The following is a 26,749-nucleotide window of genomic DNA, read 5'->3' as shown; positions in this document are numbered from 1 at the left end:
TCCCTGCGACGGCTACTTGTCGGTCTTGGGCAGTCCGGGCGGGTTGATCTCGGACTTGGTCACGGCCTCGTCGGACAGTCCCCAGCGCTCCAGCACCTTGGCGTACGTGCCGTTGTGGATGATCTCGTCGAGTGCGTCGGCGAGCGGCTTGACCAGGCCGCTGTCCTTCTTGGTGGTGGCCGCGATGAGGCCCTGGAGGGTGGCGCCGGCGCCGGAGTAGGTGCCGACGACCTCGGTCTTCCCGGTGGTGGCCGCGTGGTAGGCGGCGGTCGGGTTGGGGCCGAGGTAGAGGTCGATGCGGCCGGACCGGAGGGCCAGGTAGGTGTCGCTGTCGTTCTGGTAGTACTTGATGTTCACCGGCTTCAGGCCGGCCTTCACGTCCTCCTTGCTCCACTCGATCAGCAGCTTCTCCTGGTTGGTGCCGCTGCCCACGGCGACGGTCCTGCCCGCCACGTCCTTGGGCCCGGTGACCTTCGGACCGCTGCCCTTCTTCGCCTCGAAGCCCAGATTGTCCTCGCGGTAGGTGGCGAAGTCGTACTTCTCCTTGCGCTCCTCGGTGTCGGTGATGTTGCTGAAGCCGACGTCGTACTTGGCGCTGTCGAGGCCGACGAAGATGTTCTCCCAGGAGACCGTGTTGATGTGCGGTTTGAGGCCGAGCACCTCGGCGACCAGGTGGGCGATGTCGGGTTCGACGCCGATGACGGTCTTGTTGTCGTTGGCGTAGAAGGTCAGGGGCGCCGCGGAGCCGGACGAGCCGACGATCTCCAGGGTGCCTCTCTTGCGGATCTTCTCCGGGACCTCGGCGGCTATGGAGTCGACCTTGTCGGTGGTGACGCGGTGCTGGTCAGGGCTCAGGTTGATCTTCGTACCGGCGCCCTTGGTGGCCGCGACCTCGGTCGTGCCGCCGTCATCGGGGTTGCTGCACGCGGCGAGGACGAGGGCGGCGGTCAGTCCCAGCGCGGCCGCGGTGGTGCGGCGGGTGATCGAGGTGGACATGGTCGTGCTCCTTGCCTGTGGAAAAGGGTGAGGGGGTCAGAGGACCTTGGAGAGGAAGGCGCGGGTGCGCTCGTGCTGCGGGTCGTCCAGTACGGCCGCGGGTGGGCCCTGCTCCACGACGACACCGCCGTCCATGAACACCACGGTGTCGGCGACCTCGCGAGCGAAGCCGATCTCGTGGGTCACGACGATCATGGTGGTTCCGGTGCGGGCCAGGTCCTTGATGACGTCGAGGACTTCGCCGACGAGTTCCGGGTCGAGCGCCGAGGTGGGCTCGTCGAACAGCAGCACCTTCGGTTCGAGGGCGAGGGCACGGGCGATGGCCACGCGCTGCTGCTGGCCTCCGGACAGCTGCCGCGGGTAGGCGTCGGTCTTGTCGGCGAGTCCGACCCGCTCAAGGAGCCGTCGGGCGTTTTCCTCCGCCTGCTTGCGCGGACGGCGCAGCGCGGAGACGGGAGCCTCTACGAGGTTCTCCAGCACGGTCAGGTGCGGGAAGAGGTTGAAGTTCTGGAAGACGAACCCGATATGGGTGCGCTGCTTCAGAACGTCCTTCTCCTTCAGTTCGTGCAGCTTGCCGCCGGAGCGGCGGTAGCCGATGAGTTCGCCGTCGATGCTGATCCAGCCGCGGTTGACCTTCTCCAGGTGGTTGATGGTGCGCAGCAGCGTGGATTTTCCGGATCCGGACGGGCCGAGGACCACGGTGACCTCGCCGGCGCGGACCTGGAGGTCGACGCCGCGCAGCACTTCCAGCGGGCCGAAGCTCTTGTGGACGCCGTGGACGTCCACCATCACATCGTCGGCGTCCACCGTCACGTCGCTCATCGGCTGTCTCCCAAGGGCTTCAGGGGTACGACGGGCTGGTTGCGCTGGGCGGCCGCCGCGCGCAGGGTGCGTACGAAGCGGCGGGCGCGCTGGATCGGGGTGGGCGGCGGGGTGCGGTTGGCACCCCGGGCGAAGTGCCGCTCCACGTAGTACTGGGCGACCGACAGCAGGGAGGTGAGGGCCACGTACCAGGCGGTGGCGACCAGCAGCAGCGGGATCACCCGGCCGTTGCGGCCGTAGATCACCTGCACCCGGTAGAACAGCTCGCCGATGGACATCACGTAGACCACCGAGGTGCCCTTGAGCAGGCCGATGATCTCGTTGCCGGCGGTGGGCAGGATGGCGCGCATGGCCTGCGGCAGCACGATCCGGCGGATCTGCCTCAGCCGGGGAACGCCCAGCGCCGCGGCGGCCTCCAGCTGCCCGTGATCGACGGCGATGACGCCGCCGCGGACGATCTCGGCGGCGTAGGCGGCCTGGTGCAGCGTCAGCCCGATGACGGCGGCGCCAATGGTGCCGATCAGGCTGTTGCTGTCGACGGACCAGAACACCGGGCCGAAGGGGATGCCGAGGCCCAACTCCTGGTACAGGGCGCTGAGGTTGAACCAGAACACCAACTGGACGATCATCGGGATGGACCGGAAGATCCAGATGTAGGTCCAGGCCACGGTCCCCAGCATCGGGCTGCGCGACAGCCGCATGAAGGCCAGGACGGTGCCCAGGAGGAAGCCCAGCACCGTGGCGTAGACGGTGAGCTGGAGGGTCACCCACACCGCCTGCACGATCGTCTCGGACAGGACGTAATCGCTGAAGACGCCCCACTCCCAGACCGGGTTGGTGGCCAGCCCGTGCACGAACTGGGCGGCCAGCACGGTCACGGCGACAGCCGCCGCCCAGCGGGCGTAGTGGCGGGCGGGGACGACCTTGAGGGAGGCCGGGTCGTCCGGGCCGGGCGGGGCTTCGGGGCCGGTGCCCGGGGAAGACGCGCCGAGTGGCGCGGCAGCGGAATCGGTGGTGAGTCCCATCGTGGCGTTCCTGCTTACTCGTTACGTGTGCTCGGGCGGGTTGATCCGCGACGTCTCGATCGCGGAGGCGGAGGTGCCCCACTTCTTGAGGATCCGGGCATATGTGCCGTTCTTGATCAGCTCGTTGACGGCGGCCTGGAACGCCCTGGTGAGGGGGGAGCCCTTCTTGAAGGCGAAGCCGACGTCGAGGCGGTGGTACTCACCGAGGAAGGTGGTCTGCGAGGCGGGCTGTGCCGCTTGGTAGCGCAGGCCGTTGATGGTCGACATGATCACGTCGATCCGGCCCTGCTGGAGCGCGGTGAGCGTCGCCCCGTTCTCCGAGTAGACCTTCACGTCGTACGGCCTCTTGCCCGCCTTGGCGCACACCCCCTTCTGCGCGGTGAGGGTCGCCTCGAAAGTGGTACCGGCTCCGGTGCCGATGGTCAGCCCGCACAGCTGGGTGAGGTCCGTGACCTTCGTCTTGAGCGCGGTGTTGCCGTTCTTCACCGCGAAGCCCTGGCCGTCGTTGATGTAGGTGACGAAGTCGATGGTCTTCAGGCGCTCAGTGGTGACGCCGAAGTTTCCGGTACCGAAGTCGTACTTGCCGCTGCCGAGGGCGGGCAGGATCGTCTCGAAGGAGGCGTCCTGCCGCTCCGACTTCACGCCGAGGACCTTGGCCACCGCGTCCGCGATGTCGATGTCCTGGCCCGCGGGCGACTTGTCCGACCCGTTCGGGTAATACGCCCCGGGCGGGAACCCGATCGAGCTGCCGACCCGCAGCGTGCCCGACTTGCGGACGTCGGCGGGCAGCAGGGCGGCGACGGAGTCCACCTTGCGTACGGAGGCGACCGGGTCGTCGGTCGGTGCGGGGGATGCCTGGGCACCCGCCGGTGTGGTGCCGGAGGTGTCGCCGGAGCCACAGGCGGTCAGCGCCAGTACGGGCAGCAGCGCGATGGTGGCGGCAACGCGCAGACGTGTTCTGATGCCACGGACGCTCACAGGTTGGCTGCCTTTCCTTGGTGTGTTGCGGCCGGCAGGTGCTTTTCGAAAGGCAGGGGGCCGATGGTTTCCGGGTCGGCCTCGGTGTCGAACAGCGGGGTGTAGCCGGTGGCCAGGTGCAGGCCGCGTGCCTCGGGCGGGCGCGGCCCATCGGAGCCGTCGTTGGTGGCGGCGATGCCAAGGAACTCCACAGGCATGGGGGATGACCTTTCCTCAAGTCCTCCGGGGCCGGGCCGTGGGCAGCACGCGGGCACGGCGGAACAGCCCTCGGTGCGGCCGGGGGTGACGGCGCTTCAGGGTGCTGGGAACCAGGTGGCGAGCAGGTGTGATGACGCCGGGGCATGGGCCCCGGGCGAGGTCGGGCGGCGGCAGCGCGTGTCAGATCTCGCAGGACCGTCCGTACGCGGATTCAGCGCGTGTTCAGCGCATGCGTACGACGGTGCCGCGAAGGGAGGAACTCGGCCCGCGACGGGGTCACCGAGGGAGGGAAGGGCCGGTCAGACGGCCCGCTGCCGCATCAGGCGCAACACGCGGCGGACCACACCCGACCGAAGTCGATGTGGTCACGGGTGACCAGACGCTGCTCGGCATTCATGCGATTAATTGAGCAGTACATCTCGCTTCCCGTCAACCACGGCCCGGATGCCGGACCGGCGTTGAGCGGTTCCCGCGCATGGTTGACACATGCGTGCGTTGGACACATACGATCGAGGCCGGAGGGGCTCCGCCGCGCGCGGCAGCCGCACCGGCCGCGTTGAGGGACGCGGCGAGCGTGATGACGCCGAAACCCAGCCACCGCCCCATACCCGCGCTGTGTCTGCCCGCAATCCACGTACGTGTGCCGCCAGGTGATCACCTGTGCCGCCGGGTGGTCACCGACGCCCGCGCCTCCCTCCCCTGGAGAGCCTCCTGATGGTCTCGCCGTCCGACATCACCGATCCCTCCCGCACCACCGAATCCGTCCCACCCGCGGGACGCCCGAAAGCCTCCAACCGCGCCCCGGGCCGCCCGGTACCCGACGACGATCTGCCGCGGATCGTGCCGCGCCGGCACGTCGGCCGCCGGCTGACCGCTGCCGCCGTGCTGCTGGTCTTCGCGATGGTGGTCAACTCCGTCGTCCGCAACCACGCCTTCCAGTGGGACGTCGTCGGCCGGTACTTCACCACCGCCGCCGTGCTCGACGGGCTCCTGCTCACCCTGTGGCTGACCGGCGTGGTGACGGTGCTCGGCTTCCTGCTCGGCACCCCGCTGGCCGTGATGCGGCTGTCTGCCAACCCGGTGCTGCGCACGCTGAGTTGGGGTTACGTGTGGATCTTCCGGTCCACCCCGCTGCTGGTGCAGCTGCTGTTCTGGTTCAACATCGGCGCCCTCTACCCGACGCTCGGCCTCGGCATCCCCTTCGGGCCTCAGCTCGTCACCGTCAAGACGGTCAACCTGCTCGGCCCCACCCTCACCGCCGTCATCGGCCTGACCCTCCACGAAGCCGCCTACGCCGCCGAGGTGGTGCGCGGCGGCATCCTCTCCGTCGACTCCGGCCAGACGGAGGCCGCCCAGGCTCTCGGCATCGGCAGGCGGCGCACCCTGCGCCGGATCGTCATCCCGCAGGCGATGCGCTCCATCGTCCCGACCGCGGGGAACATGCTGATCGGCACCCTGAAGGGCACCAGCATCGTCAGCGTGCTGGCCGTGCACGACCTGCTGTACTCGGTGCAGTTGGTCTACAACCAGACCTACCAGGTCATCCCGCTGCTGATGGTCGCCACCCTCTGGTACATCGCCGTCACGACCGTGCTCAGCGCGGGACAGTTCTACGTCGAGCACCACTACGCACGTGGCTCCGCCCGCGCACTACCGCCCACGCCTCCGCAAAGGCTCAGGGGCCATCTGGCCGCACTTCTCGCCCGGCTGGACAGGGCGACCGCGCCCGAGGCCCGCCGGGCGGTCGACGGTGACCGGTGAGCCCACCCGCGGTGTTGCGTTCCCCAGCGTTCCCTATATTTCCTATCGATTTACTAGGAAAGCATTGACGACCCGCCCGGCGGGTGCGCAGGATGATGCACATGTCCCACACGCAGCAACGACTCGTTCGTCGTCGGCATGTCGACTTTGGTCACGTCGTCAGCGCCGCCTGCTGTCGCGCGTAGGGTACGCGGCTCACACGTTGCGCGTGCCGCTCCGCTCCTTCTCTCTCATCCCAGGCGATCAGGCGAACCCACCCACCGCGCCTGATGGCCCGACGTACTTCTGAAGGACGACCGCCATGACCACGGCACCTCCGGCCCAGGCCACTCCATCGGATTCGCCACTCCCCGACATGCGCCATCTCCGCCTCGTGGGCGACGCCGCACAGAGCGGCACCGAGGAACACGGTTCCGCACCCCTCGTCGGCTACCTCGTGCTCGTCCCCGAGGGCACCGATCCCGCCCAGCTCTTCGCCAAGGACGTGACCCGCCCGGAGATCCGACCGGTCACCTACACGGACTCACCCCCTGTGCGGCGGACGGGAGGCGGTGCCGTCCGCATCGATCCCGCGCGACATGTCGCAGAGGTGGACGGACGTGAACTCGACCTCACCTACCTGGAGTTCGGGCTGCTCGCCCATCTCGTTCTGCACCCCCACCAAGTGCACTCGCGCGAGCAGCTGATGGCCGGCATATGGGGCTACGGCCACATGGGCGACGGTCGCACCGTGGATGTCCACATCGCGCGGCTGCGCCGCAAGCTGGGCACGGATCACCGGCACCGGATCGTCACCGTACGGCGTGTGGGCTACAAGTACGTGCCCGACCAGCAAGAGAACTCCAACACCGCACCTTGCCACCGACCTTGAGGAGACCACTGCCATGGGCGTTGCCGCCGCGCCGTCCGGCCCCGCCTCGGAGTCCGACCGAACCGGGCCCGGCCGTGCGCACTGGCTGCGCGTGGCCGGCGAGGCGGCGGACGACCTGGCCACGGACGCGGTGGCCAGGGAGCAGGCAGGCAAGGCCCCGTTCGACGAGGTGTCCCGGCTGCGCGAGGCGGGACTGCTGACGCTCCTGATACCGGCCGAGCTCGGGGGAGGCGGCGCGGACTGGCCCACGGCCTATGCCGTTGTCCGGGAGATCGCCGCGGCCGACGGCGCGATCGGTCAACTGCTCGGCTGTCACTACTTCCTGTCGTGGAGCGCCCGATTCTTCACCGAGCCCGCTCTCGCCGCGCAGGTCGAGCGGCAGTCCGCGGCGGAGCAGTGGTGCTGGGGTGGCGGTCTCGCCCGTCAGGAACCGCCTCTGACACTGACCAAGACAGCCGATGGCCATGTGCTCGACGGTCGGCAGAGCTACGCCACCGGGGTCCTGGTCGCCGACCGCCTCGCCGTGCGGGCCGTACGAGCCGACACCGGCGAACCACTCGCCGTCGTCGTCGATTCCGCCCGCCACGGCGTGGGGATCGACGGCGACGCCGACACCTTCGGCCAGCGGCTCGCGGCCGGCGGCAGCGTGGAGTTCGACGCCGTACCGGTCGCCGCCGACGACGTACTCGGCTCCCTGTCCGCGGACGAGGACGTTCTGTCGCCCCTTGCTGCTCTGGCATCGCCGGTCGGGCGTCTTCTCTCGGTCCAGCTCCGTCTCGGCATGGCCGAGGGAGTGCTCGCCGAAGCCCGTGAGTACAGCAGGGCCGGCCACTCACCCTGGCACCCCGCCTGGCCGGTCGGCTCCCCCCATGACCCGCAGGTGCTGACCGCCTACGGAGAACTCACCGTCCTCACCCGCTCCGCGTCCGCGCTCACCGATCAAGCACTGCAAGCCGTGCACGACGGGCTGGCACGCGGCGAAGACCTCACCTACGACGAGTACGCGGAGATCTCTGTCCTCGTGGCCATGGCCGAAGCCGCCGCCTCCCGGGCTGCGCAGGAGTCCACCGCCCGCGCCCTCGACATCATCGGCGCCCGCTCCGCGTCATCGCGGCTGGGCTTCGACCGCTTCTGGCGCAATGCCCGGACCCACACCTTGTACGAGCCCGTCGCCCACCGACTCCGCGATGTCGGGGACTACTTCCTCAACGGTGCGCACCCTCCGTTCGTCCTGCCTGTCTGACCGAGAGGCCCTGGAGCGCCGGATCAATGACAAGGCGCGCATGCTCCACGATGAATTGGGCCCGGTATCTCCCAGCCGACTCGGCATGGGAGGCATTCGCCACGCAACCTGGCATGCGGGCAATTGTGAACGCCGCACTTCACTCATATGTCGGACGGTTGAGAATATGAGACGTATGCGCACGCGACGTTGACTTGGCCGGATTTCGCTGCAACTCTCTTGGCTGTGAGCAAGTCCGAGAACCTCGCCGCGCGCCTGCACGTCGATCTGCGACGTCAGGCCAGCGCCATCTGTGCCGTCGGCCGCTGAACCCGCTGACGGGCGCTGCTCTCTCCCGCTCCATTTCACAGTCGGCCGCTACGACTATGCCGCTGTTGCCGTAGATCACTGATTCCTCGCGGGCATTCCTGATGAGGCCTCTTTCCCCATTCGGTGTCCGCCTCGCCGCACTCAACTGCCGAGCTCTCCTTCCGGCTGGGGCTTCTTCGTGCCAAAGAACCCCTCCAGGCGCCACCTCTCGCCATTTCAGGAAGCACGCCCGCCGATTCCACGCCCGTCCCCATTCGCATGAACAGGACTTTTCCATGGCCACGACGGTATCGACCCGACGCCAGTTCCTCTCTCTGCTCGGTCTTTCGGCGGTGGCCGTGAGCTGCGGCACCGCAACCGGAGCCACTTCCGGCAAGGGCCAGACCAAGACGCTCCGATACCAGGGCGCCGCGGGCCAGGTCACCTTGCCGGAGCTGGCCGAGGATCTCGGCTATCTGGAAGACGTGAAGCTGAAGTGGGTCGGCAACACGATCAGCGGGCCGCAGGACATCCAGTCCGCGGCCACCGACCAGGTCGACTTCGGCGGCGCCTTCAACGGCGCGGTCGTCAAACTGGCCGCGAACAAGGCCCCCGTCAAGGCCGTCATCAGCTACTACGGCTCCGACAAGTACGCCTACAACGGCTTCTACGTCCTCAAGGACAGCCCCATCCACTCGGCCCGCGATGTGATCGGCAAGAAGGTCGGGATGAACACGCTCGGAGCCCACTCCGAGGCGATGCTCGACATCTATCTGCAGCGAGGCGGTCTGTCCCGGGCGGAGATCGGCAAGGCCGAGCCACTCGTGGTGCCTCCGGTCAACACCGAGCAGACGCTGCGGCAGAAGCAGATCGATGTGGCCGTGCTCGGCGGCATCCTGCGCGACAAGGCCCTGGCCGCCGGGGGCATCCGCCCGCTGTTCACGGACTATCAACTGCTCGGCGCGTTCAGCGCCGGCACGTACGTGATGACGGACCGCTTCTTGAAGCAGAACCCCGACACGGCCCGGATCTTCGTCACCGCCGTGGGCCGGGCCATCGAGTGGTCCCGTTCCACACCGCACGAAGAAGTCATCGCCCGGATGACGGACATCGTGAAGAAGCGTGGCCGCAACGAGGACACGGCACCCCTGAAGTACTGGCGGTCCTATGGAGTCGCCGAGACGGCCGGCCGGATCACCGGCAAGGAACTCCAGTTGTGGATCGACTGGCTGGTTGAGCGCGGCGACATCAAGAAGGGCCAGGTCACGCTGTCGGACCTCTACACCAATGAGTTCAACGCCGCCGGCAAGGGCGGCGCACAGCCTTCCTCACCGGCCTCCTCCGCCACGACGAGCGGGAGCTGATCCCATGCCCGAATCCACCACGGATTCCACGAAGGAATCCACGAAGGAATCCACCACACCCAAGATCGTGTTCGAGCGCGTGCGGAAGGACTTCACCGTCAAGGACCGGGCCGGGAAGGGCCGAGCGGGCACGGACCGTGCCGGAGCCGGGCAGACAACCCGGTTCACCGCCCTCGACGGCATCGACCTGGAGATAGCGGCAGGCGAGTTCGTCGTCCTGGTGGGACCCAGCGGCTGCGGAAAGTCGACGCTGCTGGATCTGCTCGGCGGCCTCGCCCGGCCCACCGACGGACGGATCCTGCTGGACGGCGAACCCGTCACCGGCCCGGGGCTGGACCGAGGCATCGTGTTCCAGCAGTATGCGCTGCTGCCGTGGCGCACGGCGCAGGGCAATGTCGAGTTCGGCCTGGAGGCCACCGGTGTCCCACGGCGTCAACGTCCCGCACAGGCCCGGGAGTTCCTGGATCTGGTCGGCCTGACCGGGTTCGAGGACCGCCATCCGCACGAACTGTCGGGCGGGATGCGGCAGCGGGTGGCAATCGCCCGCAGCCTCGCCTACGACCCCGATGTCCTGCTGATGGACGAGCCGTTCGCGGCGCTGGACGCCCAGACCCGGGAGTCGCTGCAGGACGAACTGCTGCGCATCTGGCAGCGCACCGGCAAGACCGTCGTCTTCATCACGCACGGCATCGACGAGGCCGTCTACCTGGGACAGCGCGTCGCTGTCATGACGTCGAGGCCGGGCCGCATCAAGCAAATGGTGCCGGTCGCCTTCGACTCCCGTACGACGACGGAGGACCTCCGCTCCAGTCCCGAGTTCGCCCGATACCGGCACGAGATCTGGTCGCTGTTGCGCGACGAGGTCGCCAGGGCCCAGCAGTTGGAGAAGGAGGAGGCTTCCGCATGAGCCCCACAATCGGCACGGCCACCGAGAAGACCACGGCGCCAGACTCTGTGAGCGCCGCCGAGCCCGTCCGGGCCTCTTCCCCTGCCACGTCCGCCACGTCCGCCGCGTCCGCCCCACCCGGGGCATCCCCGTCGGACATGCGCCGAGTCCCCTCCTCGACGGGCCGTTTCCGCCGGGCGGTCCGCCGACTGCCGCACCTGCTGGTCAGGGGGGCGACCAAGTCCGCGGCGATCGTGGCGCTGCTGCTGCTGTGGGAGACCGCACCGCGACTCGGCCTGGTCGACCGGATCTTCCTGCCGCCGTTCAGCGAGGTCGCCCGTGCCTGGTGGGGGCTGGCCGCCGACGGCCAGCTCGCCGACAACGCACGGGCCAGCCTGGTGCGCTCGTTCAGCGGATTCGGCCTCGCCGTGGCCGTCGCCGTGCCGCTCGGCCTGCTGATCGGCTGGTACCGGCCGGTCGCCGACCTTCTCGGCCCGCTGCTGGAGGTGTTCCGCAACACCGCGGCGCTGGCCCTGCTGCCGGTCTTCGTGCTGCTACTGGGCATCGGCGAGACCTCGAAGATCTCCATCGTGGTGTACGCGTGCACCTGGCCGATCCTGCTCAACACCATCAGCGCGGTCCGCAACGTCGACCCGACCCTGCTGAAGCTGGCGAAGTCGATGGACCTGTCCGCGCCCCGTCTGTTCCAGAAGGTCATCCTGCCCTCCTCGGTACCGGTGATCTTCACCGGCATCCGGCTGTCCGGAGCTGTGTCCATCCTGGTGCTGGTCGCGGCCGAGATGATCGGCGCCAAGGCGGGGCTCGGCTATCTGATCAACGCCTCGCAGTACAACTTCGCGATCCCGCAGATGTACGCGGGCATCGTCACGATCTCCGCCATCGGCGTCGCCTTCAACCAGGTCCTGGTGGCCGTGGAGCGGCGGCTCAGCTCCTGGCGCGTACCGGTCGGCGGCTGACTCGGCCGCCCTCTCGCCCCGCTGTCTTCCCCGATCTCTTCCCTCTCCCGATCTCTTCCCTCTCCCGATCTCTTCCCTCTCCCGATCGTCTCGCTGCCCCCGATCCGAGGAACGCCATGACCGCGACCAGCCCCCGTCAGCTCCACCTCAACGCCTTCCTGATGAACGCCGGCCACCACGACGCCGCCTGGCGGCACCCCCGCACCCAGCCCGAACGCGTCACCGATCTGCGCTACTTCCAGCAGCTCGCGCAGACCGCCGAGCGCGGCCTGCTCGACTCGGTCTTCCTCGCCGACGGCCTCGCCCTGTGGGGCAAGGTCCGGCACAACGCGCTCGGCGGCTTCGAACCGCTCACCCTGCTGTCCGCCCTCGCGGCGGTCACCGAGCACATCGGCCTGATCGCCACCGTCTCCACCACCTTCAACGAGCCCTTCCACACCGCCCGCAAGTTCGCCTCCCTGGACCACATCAGCGGGGGCCGGGCCGGCTGGAACATCGTCACCTCCGGCACCGTGAACGAGGCCCGCAACTTCGGGCAGGACGAGCACCTGCAGCACCGGCTGCGCTACGAGCGGGCACGGGAGTTCGTCGAGGTCGCCACCAAGCTGTGGGACAGCTGGGAGGACGATGCCATCCTGCTCGACCGTGAGCGCGGCATCTACGCCGACACCGACAGGGTGCGGGAGATCAACCACCGCGGAGAATACTTCGGGGTGCAGGGACCCTTGAACGTACCGCGCACCCCGCAGGGATACCCCCTGCTGGTGCAGGCCGGTTCGTCGCAGGACGGCAAGGAGTTCGCCGCTCAGTACGCCGAGGCCGTCTTCACCGCCCAGCAGACCCTCACCGACGGCCAAGCCTTCTACAAGGACCTCAAGTCACGGCTCGCCCGTTACGGCCGCGCCGAGGACCAGTTGCTGGTGCTTCCCGGCATCGCCCCCGTGATCGGCTCGACCGAGGCGGAAGCCCGAGCACTGGAACAGGAGTTGACGGACCTTCAGGTGCCCGAGTACGGGCTCGCCCAGCTGTCCGGCATGCTCGGTACCGACCTGACCGGGCTGCCGCTGGACGGGCCGCTGCCCGAGCTGCCCGAGGAGCGGGACATCAACGGCAACAAGAGCCGCTTCACGCTCGTCGCCGAACTCGCCCGCCGCGACGGCCTCACCCTGCGCGAGCTCGTCGCCCGCCTCGGTGCCGGCCGCGGTCACCGGGTGTTCGCCGGCACCCCCGAGCAGATAGCCGACCAGCTCGAGGAGTGGTTCACCCAGGGTGCCGCCGACGGCTTCAACATCATGCCGCCCCATCTGCCGGGCGGCCTGGAGGACTTCGTCGACCACGTCGTGCCGATCCTGCAGCGGCGCGGCCTCTTCCGCACCGAGTACACCGGTCGCACCCTGCGCGAGAACTACGGCCTGGCCCGCCCCGCCAACCGGCTGGCCGCGGCGGCCGCAGCAGAAGGGCGGCCCGCATGACCGGGCTGGACCTCACCACGGACGTCCTGGTGGTCGGCGGCGGCCCCGCAGCCACATGGGTCGCGCTCAAGACGGCCCAGGACGGAGCGGACGCCGTCCTCTCCGACAAGGGCTACTGCGGCACAGGCGGCGCCACCGCCTCCGCCGGTACCGGCGTCTGATGCCGGGGTCCAAGGGAACCTCCCTGCCCATCACCTCCTGACGACCTCCCGACTGATCACCTCCCCACTGATCACCTCCTGAAAGGAACACCCGCACATGACCACCAGCACCGGCTTCGACATCCGCAGGATCGGCGGCCGTATCGGCGCCGAGATCCTCGGCGTGGATCTCTCCACCGGCCTCGACCCCGCCGTCGTCATCGAGATCAACTCCGCGCTCCTGGAACACAAGGCGCTCGTGTTCCGCGACCAGAACCTCGACGATGCGGGCCAGCTCCGCTTCGCCTCCCTCTTCGGCGAACTCACCACCGCGCACCCCACCGTCCCCGCCGTCGACGGCCAGCCCCACATCCTGCCCGTCGACGGCGACGAGGGCATCCGCGCCAACCACTGGCACACCGACGTCACCTTCGTCCGTACACCCCCGAAGGCGTCCACGCTGCGCAGCATCGTGGTCCCGCCCTACGGCGGCAACACCCTCATCGCCAACTCGGCGGCCGCCTACCGGGACCTGCCCGAGCCGCTGCGCGAGCTGGCCGACAAACTCTGGGCGGTGCACACGAATGCCTACGACTACGCCGCCCCGAAGAGCGAGAAGGCGGCGGAGCACCGCAAGCGGTTCGTCTCACGCAAGTACCGCACCGCCCACCCGGTCGTCCGCGTCCACCCCGAGACCGGGGAGCGCGGGCTGTTCATCGGCGGCTTCGCCCAGAGCCTCGTCGGCCTCGGCCCGTCCGACTCCCGGGACCTGCTGCGCATCTTCCAGTCGTACGTCACCCGCCCGGAGAACATCGTGCGGGTGGCCTGGACGCCGGGCGACCTCGTCCTGTTCGACAACCGCATCACCCAGCACTACGCCCCCGACGACTACGGCGACCTGCCACGCCTGCTGCACCGGGTGACCGTCGCGGGCGACGTCCCCGCGGGAGTCGACGGCACCCTCAGCCACGTCATCGAGGGCGACGACGCTTCCCACTACACGCCCGCCGCGGCCTGAACCCCACGGCCGCCGGGCAGGGGACACCCGCCCCTGCCCGGCGGCCCGCCCGCAGGGGACAACGACCGAAGCCGTGCGGGATAATGTGCACATGCGGATCTCAGCCAGGGCGGACTACGCGGTACGTGCCGCGCTGCAGCTCGCCACGTCACGGGACGACGGGCCACTGAAGGCCGAGGCCATCGCCGACGCCCAGGACATCCCGCACAAATTCCTCGAAAGCATCCTGAACGACATGCGCCGGGGCGGTCTCGTGCTCAGCCAGCGCGGCGGCAACGGCGGCTACCGGCTGGCCAAGCCCGCCGAGTCCATCAGCATCGCCGACGTCATCCGCGTCGTGGACGGACCGCTGGTCTCGGTGCGCGGGGTCCGCCCCCCGGAACTGTCCTACACCGGCCCCGCCGAGTCGCTGCTCCCCTTGTGGATCGCACTGCGGTCCAACGTGCGCGAGATCCTTGAGGGCGTGTCGCTCGCCGACGTCGCATCGGCCCAACTGCCCGCCGATGTGTCCGCGTTGACCAACGCCCCGAGCGCCTGGGTAAACCCATAAACCCCTGACACGCCGGGCCACTCACGGCTGATTCCAAAAGGCGAGATGGTTCCGTCCATGATGTGAACACCCCCTTGGGGTGGAGACCACCTTCTGCCACGATCCCTATCAACCAGGTAGGAAAACTAGGGATCCGCGAGGGGTGGCCATGAGAACGCTCGCCCGCGCAGACCGGATGCCGCCCCTTCTGACCTCGCGTCGTCACATCGACCTCGGCCGTACGTCCAGCGCCATCTGTCGCCCCCTCTGACGCCACAGAACCTGACGCTCTCCGAACCAGCGCCGCCCCCGCCGCTCCGCCTCCGCCGGCGGATCGGACACCCTCGGCCGACTACGTTCCGTACCTCCCTGATCACCCATCCCCTGAGAGGACACCTCCGTGCCTTCCGCAAGACCGCTCACCGCCCTGCGCACCATCGCCGTGATAGCCGCGCTCCCCCTTCTGATCACCGCCTGCGGCTACGGTTCCAAGTCCACCGACGACGGCAAGCAGACCGCGGTCGCGGCAGGCGCCAAGAAGCTCTCCGCCGGCGAAGTGAAGATCGGCTACTTCCCCAACCTCACGCACGCCACCGCTCTCGTGGGCACCCAGGAGGGCCTCCTCCAGAAGGAGCTCGGCGGCACCACGATCAAGACGTCCACCTTCAACGCCGGCCCCTCCGAGATCGAGGCGCTGAACGCCGGCTCCATCGACATCGGCTGGATCGGCCCCTCCCCCGCCATCAACGGCTACACCAAGTCGAACGGCAAGAACCTGCGCGTCATCGGCGGTTCCGCCTCCGGCGGCGTCAAGCTCGTCGTCAACCCGGACAAGATCAAGTCCCTGGACGACGTCAAGGGCAAGAAGATCGCGACTCCGCAGCTGGGCAACACGCAGGACGTCGCGTTCCTCAACTGGATCGCGGAGAAGGGCTGGAAGGTCGACGCACAGAGCGGCAAGGGCGACGTCTCGGTCGTCCGCACGGACAACAAGATCACCCCGGACGCCTACAAGTCCGGCTCCATCGACGGCGCCTGGGTGCCGGAGCCGACCGCGTCCAAGCTGGTCGCCGAGGGCGGCAAGGTACTGCTCGACGAGGCATCACTGTGGCCCGACAAGAAGTTCGTGATCACGAACATCATCGTGTCGCAGAAGTTCCTGAAGGAGCACCCGGATGTCGTCGAGGCCGTACTGCGCGGCTCCGTGAAGACCAATGAGTGGATCAACGCCAACCCGGAGAAGGCCAAGGCGTCCGCCAACGCGGCTCTGAAGGAGCTGTCGGGCAAGGCGTTGCCCGCCGACGTCATCGACCCGGCCTGGAAGTCCGTCACCTTCCTCGACGACCCGCTGGCCTCCACTCTCAACACCGAGGCGGAGCACGCGGTCAAGGCCGGTCTCCTGAAGAAGCCCGATCTGAAGGGCATCTACGACCTCACACTGCTCAACAAGGTCCTCAAGGCCGAGGGCAAGGACGAGGTCGACGACGCCGGTCTCGGCGCCGAGTAGCGACAACCGGGCCCGATGAGTTCCCAGGAGGTGACGACCATGGCCACCACGATCGCCAAGGCTGCCGAGGACGCCACGGCGGTGACGCACGCCGCCCGCATCGAGCATGCCTCGAAGTCCTTCCCCGCGCCGGGCACGCCCGGCGGACAGCAGCTCGTTCTGAACGACATCACGCTCGATGTCGCACCGGGCGAGTTCGTCACCCTCCTGGGACCCTTTGCTGTTGCGGGTCCTCGGCGATGTCGTTGACGAAGTCCGTCCGCCGGCTGCCGTCGATAAACGCCCGGCACGCCGCCCGATACGGCCCGTCGTCGGCCCCCGGCCCCATCAGCGCGCCAACCAGCATGAACGCAGGCAGTGAATAGACATCCACATAGGCCTGCCAGTCCGCCTCGTCGAGGAATCCGGACCACCGTCCTCCTGGTGAGCAGCCTGACACGCGCCGCGAACCCCGACTGGTTCGATCAGGGCGACGTGTGCGCCAAGGTCAAGAGCGCGGCGGACCGCGGAAGGGGGCCCGGCTGTGCCGGGCCCCCTCTTCTGACAGCGGGACAGGATGTGAACCTTCGACCTCAGGGGCGGAGTGCCCGCATCACGCCGGGTCGAGCGCCCCCGGCTGCCGCGGTCCTGCCGCCTGGCCGATGATGCGCGGATCGATGGGGCGGCCGACGAAGACCGGGGCGTCCGACTGGTAGAAGATGTCGATGTCGGCCTCCTCGCCGCCGACGATCAGCGTTTCCCAGGCGCCGCTCTCTTGCAGGGTCCGCAGAGTCGACGGAGCGAGGGTGGACAGGTGGCTGCGCAGTTCCTCGTCGCTGGGCATTCCGGGGAGGCGGGGGGCGAGGCGCTCGCGGATCGCGCGCATCCGGTCCAGCAAGAGGTCCAGATCGGACCGCTCGGCGTCGGGTTCGGCGACGGCCCGGTCCCCTTCCATGCTGTCGGCGATGATGTCCTTGATGGCGCGGGTCACGCCTCGTTCATCGGTGGTGACCATGGCATTCCAGGCCCGGCTCTTGTGCCGGTACTGGAGCATGGACATCGCCGCCTCATGCCGGATGAAGTCGGCGTCGCGCAGCGGACGGCCCTGCCAGACCCTGCTGAGGGAGCGGGAGAGGGAAACAGCCGAGGCGAGGCCACTGTTGAGGCCGCGCCCGGGCCAGAAGTGGATGGCGTTGGCCGCGTCGCCCAGCAGGAAGCCGTAGGTCCCGGGGCTCGTGGCGGTGGGGCGGCTGAGCTGGGCCGTGAACCGGGGGCGCTGCACCATGTCCAGCCGGAACGAGGTGATGGCGCTGAGATCGTCCTCGGCGACGCCGAACAACCTCAGGCCCTCCTGGATCCGCTTCCACAGCGGCGAGCTGCGCAGCAGGGCGGGCAGGAACAGGGTCCCATGGGTCGGGCAGACGAACTCGTTGTCCTCGTGGCGGCTCATCAGGCAGGGCCGAGCCGCCACGCACTCCTCGAAGACCTGCCGGACCGGGTCGATGCCGATCACGTTGCCGGCCTCCTCGCGGGTCAGCCTCATGTTGAGGAACCCCTCGCCACGCAGCGAGTTGAGCAGGAACCGGTTCTGCGCCACGGTCAGCAGGACGCTCATGGGGTCCGAGAACCGGGACTTGACCCGCAGTCCCAGCACCAGGTCCTGGAGGTGCTCCCCGTCGAGGGAGTAGATCGAGGAGTCGGCCGCGCCGAAACTGTCCCCGAAGTACTCTCGGCTGCGCGACCGGCCGCCCTCGCAGATCACCAGGACCTGTTCCTGGGAGAGCCGGTGCTGCTGCTCCGACGGATCGAATCGCTTCGGCACCAGGCGGATCGCGGACTTGGCGTTGGCCAGCTCCAGCAGCTTGTCCTCGATGTAGGCGATCCGGATGTTGCGGGGCGGGCGGCCGTCCACGGAGTCCGGTCCCAGGGGCCACATCTCGGAGAATCCGTCCGCGTCGAACAGCGCCGACTGCATCTCCTCGGTGAGCGCGAGGTACTGACGGCTCTGGACGGTGACGACCTGCTGGCGGCGGACGTTGCCCTGGGTCTCGTCCTTCCAGACCACGGTGGAGCCGTTTCTGATCCACCGGCCGTCGTAGACGGTGATGGACACCTTCCCCGGCAGGGCGTTCTCCAGCAGCAGGGCGAAGGCGAGGCCGACCGGGCCTCCTCCGCTCACCGTGACCCGCAGCTCGCCCGGGTTCGCCGAGGCATTGGCGCGGGGCAGGTCGAGCTGGGAGAGGTCCATGACCGTCTCCAAGGCCTCCTGCGTCTCGAACAGGAAGGTCTCGTCGCCGATGCGTATGGAGTCGCCGGGCGCGAGCACGTGACGGGTGACGCGCTGGTCGTTTACGAAGGTTCCGTTCTTGCTGCGGTCGTAGAGGACGAACGCGCCGTCCTCCGCCACGATCTCGGTGTGCAGGCGGGAGGCGCTGACGCTGACGATGATCACGTCGTTGTCGCTCTTGCGTCCGAATCGCAGCGGAGCGCTGCCCAGAACCACGCTCTGCCCGGCGAAGGGACCCGTGCGTCCCACGATGACCGACGACACAGAAACTCCTTGCGAAAGTCTCGGGTGCGGGCAGAGGAACCGCACCCTGCGGTTGATCCGCTACGAGGGTGAGAGTCGTACGTCACTCCCACAGAACTCCGGTCCAGCGGGGCTCACTTGACCGGCGATGTCCGAGTCGGCCCGGCAGCGGACCCACTCGTACTGGTTGAAGTATGAAGTATGACGGATGCGCGGGGATGACTGGGCTGCGCGGCGCCGGCCTTGACGCCCGGTTGACTAGCCGCCCGTCGTCGAGGCGCATGTCACCGAGAACGGCACCGAGTTGGACACCGCCTCGAGCGGTGAGCGGATCTCCACGGCCATCCGGCTGCGGAGCGTTCCGGTCTGCGCATACGTCGACAGCCGCACCGTCTCCTGATGGGTGCGGGGGCCGCCTTCCGGGAACGCCAACGTCCGCCACTGCCGGTCGATCACGGACCCGTTCGTCGAGACCCACCGGTACGAGAACTGGAAGGGCAACTCGGACACCGTGAAGGTCGCGGTGAACCAGGGAGCTTGCGAGTCCGCCGGGGGGCAGTTTCCGACGTACGTGGTCGCGCCCCCCGTCACGGTGACCGAGACGGGCTGCTTGGCGGTCTGATCCGACCCGCTGCTCGCCGCACCGGAGGCGGCGGCCTGCGCCTGCCCCGTGGGCGAGCTGGTGCCCTTGCGGCTCTCACCGCCGCCGCCGAGCGCATAGCCCAGGCCGCCTACGAGCAGCGCGAGCACGACCGCTCCCGCCGCGGTCAGGTACCCGATGCGCCGGTTCCGCCGCGTGGGGCCCTGACCGGACACTTGGGCGCCCTCGGGCTCAAGCGCCGCCGGCGAGGCGAGCACCGCAGAAACGGCCGTGGGTACGGGCCCTGATACCGGGCCTGCCGATACGGTGGGCGACTCGGCGATGCCCGAAGCCGCGGCGGCCTCCTGCGCGGGACGTGGCGGGGCGGGAGAAGCGGGGACGCCGGGGCTGTCCACGGTGGGCAGGGAGGCGGCGTCGACGGACGAGCGGGGCGCCGGTACGGCCGTCTCGGCGGTGACCGCAGGTACGGCACCGGGAAGCGGGGGCTGTGCCTGGACGGTGGGGGCGTCGGGGTGTGCCGCGGCCGTGGGTGTGTCGACCGTGGTGGTGGGTGTGTCGGCCGTGGGTACGTCGACCGCGGCCGTGGGTGCGTCGGCCGTGGCCGTCGTCCCCGCTTCCGGTGCGGCGAGGGCGGAGGCGATGTTCGCCGGCGCCCCGGAAGCCGCAGGCTCCTTTGCTGTGGGGGCGTCCACTGTCGCCGCCATGTCCCTGGCGTCCGTGGCGTTTTCCGGGACAGGCGATGACGCCGAGACGGTCGGCGCCCCGGCCGGGGCCGGGGCCGTAGGTGCGGTCTTCCCGAGCGGGGACTCGGCGGTGGGCAGCTCTTCGGCGGCCGCCGCGGGCAGCGGGGCGGACGGCGTGGCCGTGTCGGCGCCGGAGGTGCCGTCAGCACCAGCCAGGCGCAGCTCCTGCTCGGCCTGTTCGGCCGACATCCGATCGTTGGGGTCCTTGCGCATCAGGCCTTCGATGACGGACACGAGGGGTCCGGCCCGATGCGGCGGGGGCAACTCGTCGTCGACGACGGCGCGCAGAGTGCCCAGCGGGGTGGTCCGGCGGAAGGGCGAACGGCCCTGGACGGCCGTGTAGAGCAATGCTCCGAGGGACCACAGGTCCGACGCGGGGCCGGGGTTCTGGCCCAGTGCCCGCTCCGGCGCCAGATACTCGGGAGAGCCGACGACCTCGCCAGTCATCGTCAGCGCGGAATCCCCCTCCACGGTGGCGATGCCGAAGTCGGTGAGCACCACCCTGCCGTCGTCCGCGAGCAGGACGTTGGCGGGCTTCACGTCGCGGTGCAGCACTCCGACGCCATGCGCCGCGGACAGCGCGGCCAGCACCTCGGCACCTATGCGCGCGGCCTCCCGCGGAGTGAGGGCACCCTGGGAGCCGATCGCGTCGGCCAGCGACCGGCCGCGGACGAACTCCATGACGATCCAGGGTCGGCCGTCGTCGGTGGCGACGTCGTGGACGGTCACCACACCGCGAGCACTGATGCGCGCCGCCGCCCAGGCCTCCCGCTCCAAGCGGGTGTACATCCGCTCGACCTGCGCTACGGCCAGTCCGACGGGAGCGCGTACCTCCTTGACGGCGACCTCGCGGTGCAGTACCTCGTCGCGGGCGAGCCACACGGTGCCCATACCGCCCTCGCCGAGAACGGACAGCAAGCGGTAGCGACCGGCGACCAGCCGTTCGGCACCCGCGTCCGGCGACGCCGTGTTCTGTTGTGGCATGAGGGCCGTACTCCCTGTCCTGATCCTTTGCGAACGGCCGAGGAGTGGCGACGCCCCCGTCCGATCCGTGGCCTGCGCGGGGCGGGGTCCCTTCGGTTCGGCCACGGCCGGACGTCCCGCCGGACTTCACCTCCCGCCCCGGTGTACGGCGCGGAAGGACCAGCGACGCACCACGCCGCTGACCGCGAAGGACACAGCCCCTGGACAGTATGATCAAACACCTGATGTTCGTGAAGTGCGGACCTGGGTAAGGGCTCGTCTTACCGCTCGCTGTGGGGAAGTTGTGACGTCGCGGTGGTCATACCGTCGACTTCTTTTCGAGGCCCCTGGCAGGTTCGGATACGGCGGTCGGTGCCGCGGGAGCGGGCCCGAGCAGCAGGCTCGTGACCGTGGTGGCGAGGACCAGCAGCGCGGCGATCACCAGGCTGGTGCGCAGGCCGCGGAAGAAGGTCGCGTGCCGGGCGACCAAGGCGCCGAAGACGGCCACGGCCAAGGCGCCGCCGACCTGCCGGGAGGCGTTGAGGACACCGCCGGCGATTCCGGCGCGCTCGGCCGGGACGTGGTCCAGCAGCAGCGAGGTCACTGCCGGTACCGCGAGGGAGCCGCCTGCGTCGACCGGGATCATCAGCAGGACCACCAGCAGCGTGAGCGATCACGTCATGGCCATCGCGGTCGTCTCCGGGACGCACGGGGCCCACGCGGAACACCTCGTCGTCCCCGCCGAGTCGGTGGTCCGCGTGCCGGCCGGCACGACCGACGTCGAGGCCGCCACACCGCCGATGAGCGGCCTGACGGCCCGTATGGCGCTGGACCTGCTGGAGCTTCCTGCCGGTGCCACCGTGGCGGTCACCGGAGCGGCCGGTGCGGTCGGCGGCTACGCCGTCCAACTGGCCAAGGCGGACGGGTACCGAGTGATCGCCGACGCGGCACCGAAGGACGAGCCGTTGGTGAAGGACCTCGGCGCCGACGTCGTACTGCCCCGCGGTACCGAGTTCCCGGAGCTGGTACGCAAGTTGGCGCCCAGCGGTGTGGAGGGACTCCTCGACACCGCGGGCGTCGCCGAACTCGCCAAGCTCGACCGCCTCCGGCAGCTCACCGAGGAAGGCAGGCTCACCCCGCGGGTCGCGCGGACTCTGCCGGCCGAACAGGCCCCCGAGGCACACCGGCTGCTTGAGGCGGGCGGCCTTCGAGGACGGGTGGTACTCACCTTCTGATCCACACCGGCCGGCCGCAGCCCCAAGACGCACCCGCAACTCACCTGCGCCGTCAGTCGACAGCGAGGCCAGGAGCCTTTCGCGGCAGGTTCGAGAATCGCCACACACTCCACATGATGCGTCGCCGGAAAGATGTCATAGGAGAGAGGATCTTGAGTGATCCCAGGCCAGAGGGCAGTTACGGCCCTGCTGGAGGGCCCGTCAGACGCTCGAAACGTCAAACGAGCGTCACGGCCAACCGGAACCACGTCCTTACCGAATCGCTTCAGCCAGGTCTGTCACCAGGACGTCGGCCAACAGTTCCTCGACCACAGCGATGCCGTGCCCGCTCAGCCCTTTGGCCGGCCTGGCGGCCGCGGCGGTTGGCGATCCACGTGCCGAGTGCGGTTCGGAATGTTGACTGCCCCGGCGCAGGGGATGCGTCGAGGCAGTCCGGCATCGTGGCCAGTTAGCTGAGTGAGGTGAGGAGGGTGTTGAGTGCCTTGACCTCGGTGGCCTTGTCGGGGTTCGAAGCGCGCAGTGCCTTCAGGACGTGGTCGATCTCGCTGTCGAGGAAGTGCCAGGACTGCTCGCTCTTGGGCTCAAGGGTGGGCTGGCCATCGTCCCAAGCGGTCTCGAGGTCGGTCACTCGGGTGGTCGCGGCTTGCTGGTTGCCCGAGTTGAGTTTTGCCAGGGTGTCAGCTGTGATCGTGCGGAACTTCGCGATCTCAGCCGGAGGGAACGGCGACGTCGCCTGCTTCGGGGTGAGGTGGGCGGTCACAGGTGCCGGGGTGTCGGACTCGCTGGCCGCGGCCGCGTGGGGCTGGTGGTGTGCCCAGATGAGAAGAGCCGCAGTTGCGACCGCTACGACGGCGTAGTAACCGAGCATGATCCGCTCACGCGCCGGGTTCAGCGCTCGTGGGGTATCGGTGAGGTCGTTGGTCTCGATGACATCGCTGCGGCTGAGCGTGAGGTACACGACCGTGGCGAGGATCGCGGTCAGGAAGATCACGCTGGTCGCCGCGGTGCCGAGGCCCAGGCCGCCGTCGCCGCTGGGCGAGCCGAGCCAGTCGCCGAGGTTGGCGCCGAGCGGGCGGGTGAGAATGTAGGCCAGCCAGAAGGAGAGCACCGCGTTGGCACCGAGGCGCCATGCGAGGACGGTCGCGACGATCAACCCGAGAGGCAGGAGCACGGAGATGCCCGGGGTCCAGCCGGTCAGGTCCAGGGTCCAGTCGCCGGTCGCGGTGCCGAGGGCAAAAGTGACCAGGACCGCGAGCCAGTAGAAGAGCTCACGGGGGCGGGTGGTGATGGTGTGGACCGACAGGGTCCGCTCGCGGGCGTACCAGATCCCGAAGACAACGGCGAGGATGCCGGCGAACACGCTACTGCTCAGCGCGAGGGGAACGCCCTGGCTGTCGGTGAGGATGTCGGTGTAAAGCGTGCCGGTCACGCTCACCACCACGACGGTGAGCCAGTACACGAACGGGACGTAGCGTTTGGTGGTGAGTTGCCAGCCCAGGACACCGGCCAGAACCACGGTGAAGATCAATGAGGTGTTGATCAGGCCGACGCCGAGGTTCATGTTGATCCAGTCGGCGAAGCTTTCGCCGACCGTGGTGCACAAGATCTTGATGATCCAGAACCAGATCGTGACCTCGGGAACCTTGTTCAGCATCTGCTTGACATGCGTCCGAGAGCTCTCGGACGTCGTCACAGTTGTCATGTAACCCTCACATAGAACGGGCGGCAGCACAGAGGGGGCGCCCCTCACGTCTGCGGAACGGTAACTGTCTACAACTGTGTAGACAAGCGCAGCCTCGGATCCGCAGGACGGCGGGATGACTTCGATTGCTCGTCAAGCCCGCCCGGGCCGCGCCGCCGGGGGCGATATCGGCGGCACGGTTCGCATTCCCGGAATGACCTCTGCTTTTATTCTTTCCTTGGCCTGCGCAAGGACTTTCTGTACACCTGTTATGACCCGGGGGCGAGATACCTTATAGGCGGGATCTTGAGATTGCCCCGTGTGATGCAGGACACGCCTTTGGCCGAAATTCTGGGAACTTCGTCCCAGAATTCAATCTGCGGAGCGCGTCAATTCGCGTCGCCCGATCCCCCGTGCGGCCTCCCCCTCCTGGCCACGCAAAGGCTCTCCCGTCACTCCCTACCCAGTGTCGGAGAGGCGGTGTGGGCCCGCCTCGGCTGGTTGCTCGCCGACTCACTGCCGGTCTCCTTGCTGGGTGCCCGCCTCTGGAACCACCTGACCCTCAGAGGTTTCATTGGTCATACTGCTCGACTGTGCCAGCGGGAACCTGAACGCATCCTGACTGCCACCGTGTATCACTCGCCCCACTCGTGCAGCACGAGCAGCATGGCTCCATGCACACACGCACCTCTCCTCCGTAACGGTCGTCCCCCACTCTCGGCGGGCCGAACTCTGATTCAACCGCCGCCGACACCCCACTCTCCCGACGACCAGCAGCGCCGTCCTCTCGACGCCTGTTGGCTGAACTCCCCTGTCTTCGCTCGACCACCTGTGCGTGCTTCTCCACGGGTGGGATGAACCAGCAGTCGAGCGCGGCCGCAGCTGATGGCAAGAAGTATCGGACTGGCTCGTGGCTCAGGCCGCGTGCCCCGACGGGTGCTCCGACGGGTGCTCCGGTTCGGCGACATCCCTGCGGGTGACGGAGAGGTAGGTGACCAGTCCGAGGATGACCGCCAGGAACAGAGCGCTGGTCACGACGGCGCCCAGGGCGAGGCCGCCGTTGCTGGTGGGCTGGGAGAGGTAGTCGCCGATCGAGGCGCCCAGCGGGCGGGTCAGGATGTAGGCGATCCAGAAACTCCACACCGCGTCCAGATCCAGCGCGAAGTGCGCGATGGCCACCGCGGCGATGGCCATCGCGAAGAGCACGGCGGACAGCCAGTAGCCGAGGTCTATCCGCTCGGACACCAGGTCACCGGCTGCGGTGCCGAGTGCGAAGGTGAACAGGACCGCCAGCCAGTAGAAGGACTCGCGGCTGGTCGTGTCGATGTGGTGGATGGACAGGGTCCGCTCGCGCCGGTGCCAGACGGCGAACACGACCGCGAGGACGATCGCGAAGACCGTGGTGCTCGTCTCCAGCGGCACGCCCATGTTGTCCGTGAGGTTGTCGCTGATCAGCGTGCCGACGACGCTGATCAGCGCCACCGCCGACCAGTACACGCCCGGTCGGTAGACGCTGGAGCGGAACTGGACCACCAGGACGACGGCCAGCAGGGCACTCATCAGCACCGACACACCGGTCAGCCCGAGACCCGCCTTCTCGTTCAGCAGGTCCGCCGCGGTCTCGCCGACCGTCGTGCACAGCACCTTGATGATCCAGAAGTAGACGGTGACCTCGGGCACCTTGTTCGAACGCAGCCGGCCCCGAGAACCGGAGGGCTGACCGGCCTGCAGAACCACCTGACTCTCACACGTTTCATAGGTCACGTTGTCCGACCGTGCCACCGGGCACCTGAACGCATCCTGACTGCTGGCGCGCTTCACCCACCCCGCCCGTCCCGCACGGGCACCATGGCGCTCGCCCTCTTCGCCCAGACGCAGGACGGCGGCCCGGCGGCCGAGATAGCGCGCGTTCACCGATCAGGACTCGGGGACCGGAGCCAGAATCCCCCGCCGCCGGGCCCCGGCCGGCCCCGCCGCCTGCGCACCCGGCAGCTCGCGGTCACCGGCTACCGCCTGCGCGGTGTGGGCGTGCGCCGTCGGCACCGGGGTCGCGACGACCTACGGCGGACCCGCGCTGATGCGCACCCTGGGCCACGGCCTCGACCTGGACCGGCTCACGCCCGCCCTCGACCAGGAAGGGCACCACTCGTGACGACCTCCCGCCCGCTGCGCACAGCCGCACTGGCCGCCCTGCCCGCCGCCGCCCTGGCAGCGGTCCACTGCGCCCCCGTCGTCTCCACGTTCGGGCCCCTGCGCAACCGCACCATGCCGCGACTGTCCGGCCGCGGCCGCGCGGACCACGTCGCCCTCACCTTCGACGACGGGCCAGACCCGCTGTCCACCCCCTTCTTCCTGCGCCTGCTCGACGAGCGCGGGGTGCCCGCCACCTTCTTCCTGCTCGGCAGCGAGGCCCACCGCTCCCCCGGCGCGGTGCGCGAGATCGCCGCGGCGGGCCACGAGATCGGCGTCCACGGCTGGCGGCACCGGCCGCTGCTGCTGCGCGGCCCGCGCGCGACTACGACCTTCGCCCGCGCCCGCGGCACGGTCGCCGACATCACCGGCACCCGGCCGACGCTCTTCCGCCCGCCATACGGCATCATGTCCACCGCCGCCCACGTGGCAGCCCGGCGCCTCAAACTCACCCCCGTGCTGTGGACCTGCTGGGGCGAGGACTGGACCGCGCGGGCCACACCCGAGTCGGTCCACCGCACGGTGACCGCGGACCTCGACGGCGGCAGCACCATCCTGCTGCACGACTCGGACTGCACCTCGGCCCCCGGCGCCTGGCACTCGGCCCTCGGCGCGCTCCCCCGCATCCTCGACACCTGCACGGAGCGAGGCTACGAGGCCGGCCCGCTCTGCGACCACGGATAGCCGCTGCCGGACACGAGCTGCGGGAACCCCCTGCAGCCGCCGATCATCTACAGCTATGTAGACGATCG

The 26,749-nt window shown here is 68.9% G+C and carries 25 protein-coding genes and 2 pseudogenes; 17 read left to right on the top strand and 10 right to left on the bottom strand.

Features of this window, described 5'->3' with window-relative positions:
* Positions 1–12: 12 nt before the first annotated feature.
* From OG747_RS33210 to OG747_RS33190, 5 genes and pseudogenes are all read right to left on the bottom strand, one after another.
* The gene (locus OG747_RS33210; RefSeq protein WP_405883051.1) at positions 13–996 is read right to left on the bottom strand and encodes an ABC transporter substrate-binding protein; all 984 of its coding nucleotides are present in this window, start codon (positions 994–996) and stop codon (positions 13–15) included.
* 36 nt (positions 997–1,032) lie between these two features.
* Positions 1,033–1,818: an amino acid ABC transporter ATP-binding protein gene (locus OG747_RS33205; RefSeq protein ID WP_405883050.1), complete on the bottom strand. Its 786-nt coding sequence runs from the start codon at positions 1,816–1,818 to the stop codon at positions 1,033–1,035.
* Positions 1,815–2,843, bottom strand: coding sequence for an amino acid ABC transporter permease (locus OG747_RS33200; protein WP_405883049.1), 1,029 nt, complete (start codon positions 2,841–2,843; stop codon positions 1,815–1,817). The genes OG747_RS33205 and OG747_RS33200 overlap by 4 nt, the downstream gene beginning before the upstream one ends.
* Positions 2,844–2,864: 21 nt before the next feature.
* The gene (locus OG747_RS33195; RefSeq protein WP_405883048.1) at positions 2,865–3,821 is read right to left on the bottom strand and encodes an ABC transporter substrate-binding protein; all 957 of its coding nucleotides are present in this window, start codon (positions 3,819–3,821) and stop codon (positions 2,865–2,867) included.
* A pseudogene (locus tag OG747_RS33190) lies at positions 3,818–3,970 on the bottom strand (GNAT family N-acetyltransferase); the annotation flags it as partial. The pseudogene OG747_RS33190 and the gene OG747_RS33195, both read right to left, overlap by 4 nt.
* A 763-nt stretch (positions 3,971–4,733) precedes the next feature.
* On the opposite strand from OG747_RS33190, the gene OG747_RS33185 reads away from it, so the two are divergent.
* The 14 genes and pseudogenes from OG747_RS33185 to OG747_RS33120 form a co-directional block, all read left to right on the top strand.
* Positions 4,734–5,780, top strand: a complete 1,047-nt coding sequence (locus OG747_RS33185) for an amino acid ABC transporter permease (RefSeq protein ID WP_405883047.1) — start codon at positions 4,734–4,736, stop codon at positions 5,778–5,780.
* A 301-nt stretch (positions 5,781–6,081) separates the two neighbouring features.
* Complete coding sequence (locus OG747_RS33180) at positions 6,082–6,651, top strand: winged helix-turn-helix domain-containing protein (protein WP_405883046.1); 570 nt, start codon at positions 6,082–6,084, stop codon at positions 6,649–6,651.
* Between the two features lie 13 nt (positions 6,652–6,664).
* Positions 6,665–7,894: an acyl-CoA dehydrogenase family protein gene (locus OG747_RS33175; RefSeq protein ID WP_405883045.1), complete on the top strand. Its 1,230-nt coding sequence runs from the start codon at positions 6,665–6,667 to the stop codon at positions 7,892–7,894.
* 225 nt (positions 7,895–8,119) lie between these two features.
* Positions 8,120–8,203: a putative leader peptide gene (locus OG747_RS33170; RefSeq protein WP_106972604.1), complete on the top strand. Its 84-nt coding sequence runs from the start codon at positions 8,120–8,122 to the stop codon at positions 8,201–8,203.
* 275 nt (positions 8,204–8,478) lie between these two features.
* A complete protein-coding gene (locus tag OG747_RS33165) occupies positions 8,479–9,546 on the top strand; it encodes an ABC transporter substrate-binding protein (RefSeq protein WP_405883044.1) in 1,068 nt (355 codons plus the stop codon).
* Positions 9,547–9,550: 4 nt separating this feature from the next.
* The gene (locus OG747_RS33160; protein ID WP_405883043.1) at positions 9,551–10,453 is read left to right on the top strand and encodes an ABC transporter ATP-binding protein; all 903 of its coding nucleotides are present in this window, start codon (positions 9,551–9,553) and stop codon (positions 10,451–10,453) included.
* Positions 10,450–11,409, top strand: a complete 960-nt coding sequence (locus tag OG747_RS33155) for an ABC transporter permease (RefSeq protein ID WP_405883042.1) — start codon at positions 10,450–10,452, stop codon at positions 11,407–11,409. Before OG747_RS33160 ends, OG747_RS33155 begins: the two co-directional genes overlap by 4 nt.
* A gap of 116 nt (positions 11,410–11,525) precedes the next feature.
* Positions 11,526–12,881: an LLM class flavin-dependent oxidoreductase gene (locus tag OG747_RS33150; protein WP_405883041.1), complete on the top strand. Its 1,356-nt coding sequence runs from the start codon at positions 11,526–11,528 to the stop codon at positions 12,879–12,881.
* The gene (locus OG747_RS33145) at positions 12,878–13,042 is read left to right on the top strand and encodes a hypothetical protein (RefSeq protein ID WP_405883040.1); all 165 of its coding nucleotides are present in this window, start codon (positions 12,878–12,880) and stop codon (positions 13,040–13,042) included. The genes OG747_RS33150 and OG747_RS33145 overlap by 4 nt, the downstream gene beginning before the upstream one ends.
* 97 nt (positions 13,043–13,139) lie before the next feature.
* Positions 13,140–14,039, top strand: a complete 900-nt coding sequence (locus tag OG747_RS33140) for a TauD/TfdA dioxygenase family protein (RefSeq protein ID WP_405883039.1) — start codon at positions 13,140–13,142, stop codon at positions 14,037–14,039.
* Between the two features lie 91 nt (positions 14,040–14,130).
* Positions 14,131–14,589, top strand: a complete 459-nt coding sequence (locus tag OG747_RS33135) for an RrF2 family transcriptional regulator (protein WP_405883037.1) — start codon at positions 14,131–14,133, stop codon at positions 14,587–14,589.
* A 148-nt stretch (positions 14,590–14,737) separates the two neighbouring features.
* Positions 14,738–14,839 carry a putative leader peptide gene (locus OG747_RS33130; RefSeq protein ID WP_405883036.1) on the top strand — a complete coding sequence of 34 codons (102 nt, stop codon included), beginning with the start codon at positions 14,738–14,740 and terminating at the stop codon, positions 14,837–14,839.
* Between the two features lie 129 nt (positions 14,840–14,968).
* Positions 14,969–16,075: an aliphatic sulfonate ABC transporter substrate-binding protein gene (locus OG747_RS33125; protein ID WP_405883035.1), complete on the top strand. Its 1,107-nt coding sequence runs from the start codon at positions 14,969–14,971 to the stop codon at positions 16,073–16,075.
* Positions 16,076–16,090: 15 nt separating this feature from the next.
* Positions 16,091–16,288 (top strand): annotated as a pseudogene (locus OG747_RS33120) (ABC transporter ATP-binding protein); the annotation flags it as partial.
* Positions 16,289–16,667: 379 nt separating this feature from the next.
* Here the strand turns inward: OG747_RS33120 and OG747_RS33115 are convergent.
* The 3 genes from OG747_RS33115 to OG747_RS33105 all read right to left on the bottom strand — a co-directional run bounded on the left by OG747_RS33115 (position 16,668) and on the right by OG747_RS33105 (position 21,549).
* Positions 16,668–18,605: an FHA domain-containing protein gene (locus tag OG747_RS33115; protein ID WP_405883034.1), complete on the bottom strand. Its 1,938-nt coding sequence runs from the start codon at positions 18,603–18,605 to the stop codon at positions 16,668–16,670.
* Positions 18,606–18,842: 237 nt separating this feature from the next.
* The gene (locus OG747_RS33110) at positions 18,843–20,912 is read right to left on the bottom strand and encodes a protein kinase domain-containing protein (protein ID WP_405883033.1); all 2,070 of its coding nucleotides are present in this window, start codon (positions 20,910–20,912) and stop codon (positions 18,843–18,845) included.
* Positions 20,913–21,210: 298 nt separating this feature from the next.
* Complete coding sequence (locus tag OG747_RS33105; protein ID WP_405883032.1) at positions 21,211–21,549, bottom strand: hypothetical protein; 339 nt, start codon at positions 21,547–21,549, stop codon at positions 21,211–21,213.
* A gap of 7 nt (positions 21,550–21,556) precedes the next feature.
* On the opposite strand from OG747_RS33105, the gene OG747_RS33100 reads away from it, so the two are divergent.
* Entirely contained in the window at positions 21,557–22,126 is a 570-nt protein-coding gene (locus OG747_RS33100) for a zinc-binding dehydrogenase (protein ID WP_405883031.1), read from the top strand.
* Between the two features lie 448 nt (positions 22,127–22,574).
* Here OG747_RS33100 and OG747_RS33095 read toward each other — a convergent pair whose 3' ends face one another.
* Positions 22,575–23,780 carry a hypothetical protein gene (locus tag OG747_RS33095; RefSeq protein ID WP_405883030.1) on the bottom strand — a complete coding sequence of 402 codons (1,206 nt, stop codon included), beginning with the start codon at positions 23,778–23,780 and terminating at the stop codon, positions 22,575–22,577.
* 942 nt (positions 23,781–24,722) lie between these two features.
* A complete protein-coding gene (locus tag OG747_RS33090; RefSeq protein ID WP_405883029.1) occupies positions 24,723–25,571 on the bottom strand; it encodes a hypothetical protein in 849 nt (282 codons plus the stop codon).
* Between the two features lie 256 nt (positions 25,572–25,827).
* Here OG747_RS33090 and OG747_RS33085 point away from each other — a divergent pair, with 256 nt between their 5' ends.
* Both OG747_RS33085 and OG747_RS33080 read left to right on the top strand, forming a co-directional pair.
* Positions 25,828–25,959, top strand: coding sequence for a hypothetical protein (locus OG747_RS33085; RefSeq protein WP_405883028.1), 132 nt, complete (start codon positions 25,828–25,830; stop codon positions 25,957–25,959).
* Positions 25,956–26,681, top strand: coding sequence for a polysaccharide deacetylase family protein (locus OG747_RS33080; protein ID WP_405883027.1), 726 nt, complete (start codon positions 25,956–25,958; stop codon positions 26,679–26,681). The genes OG747_RS33085 and OG747_RS33080 overlap by 4 nt, the downstream gene beginning before the upstream one ends.
* Positions 26,682–26,749 lie beyond the last annotated feature (68 nt).

The sequence above is a fragment of the Streptomyces sp. NBC_01384 genome (genome assembly GCF_045040035.1).
GTDB lineage: Bacteria > Actinomycetota > Actinomycetes > Streptomycetales > Streptomycetaceae > Streptomyces.
This window is presented reverse-complemented; position numbering and strand designations above follow the sequence as displayed.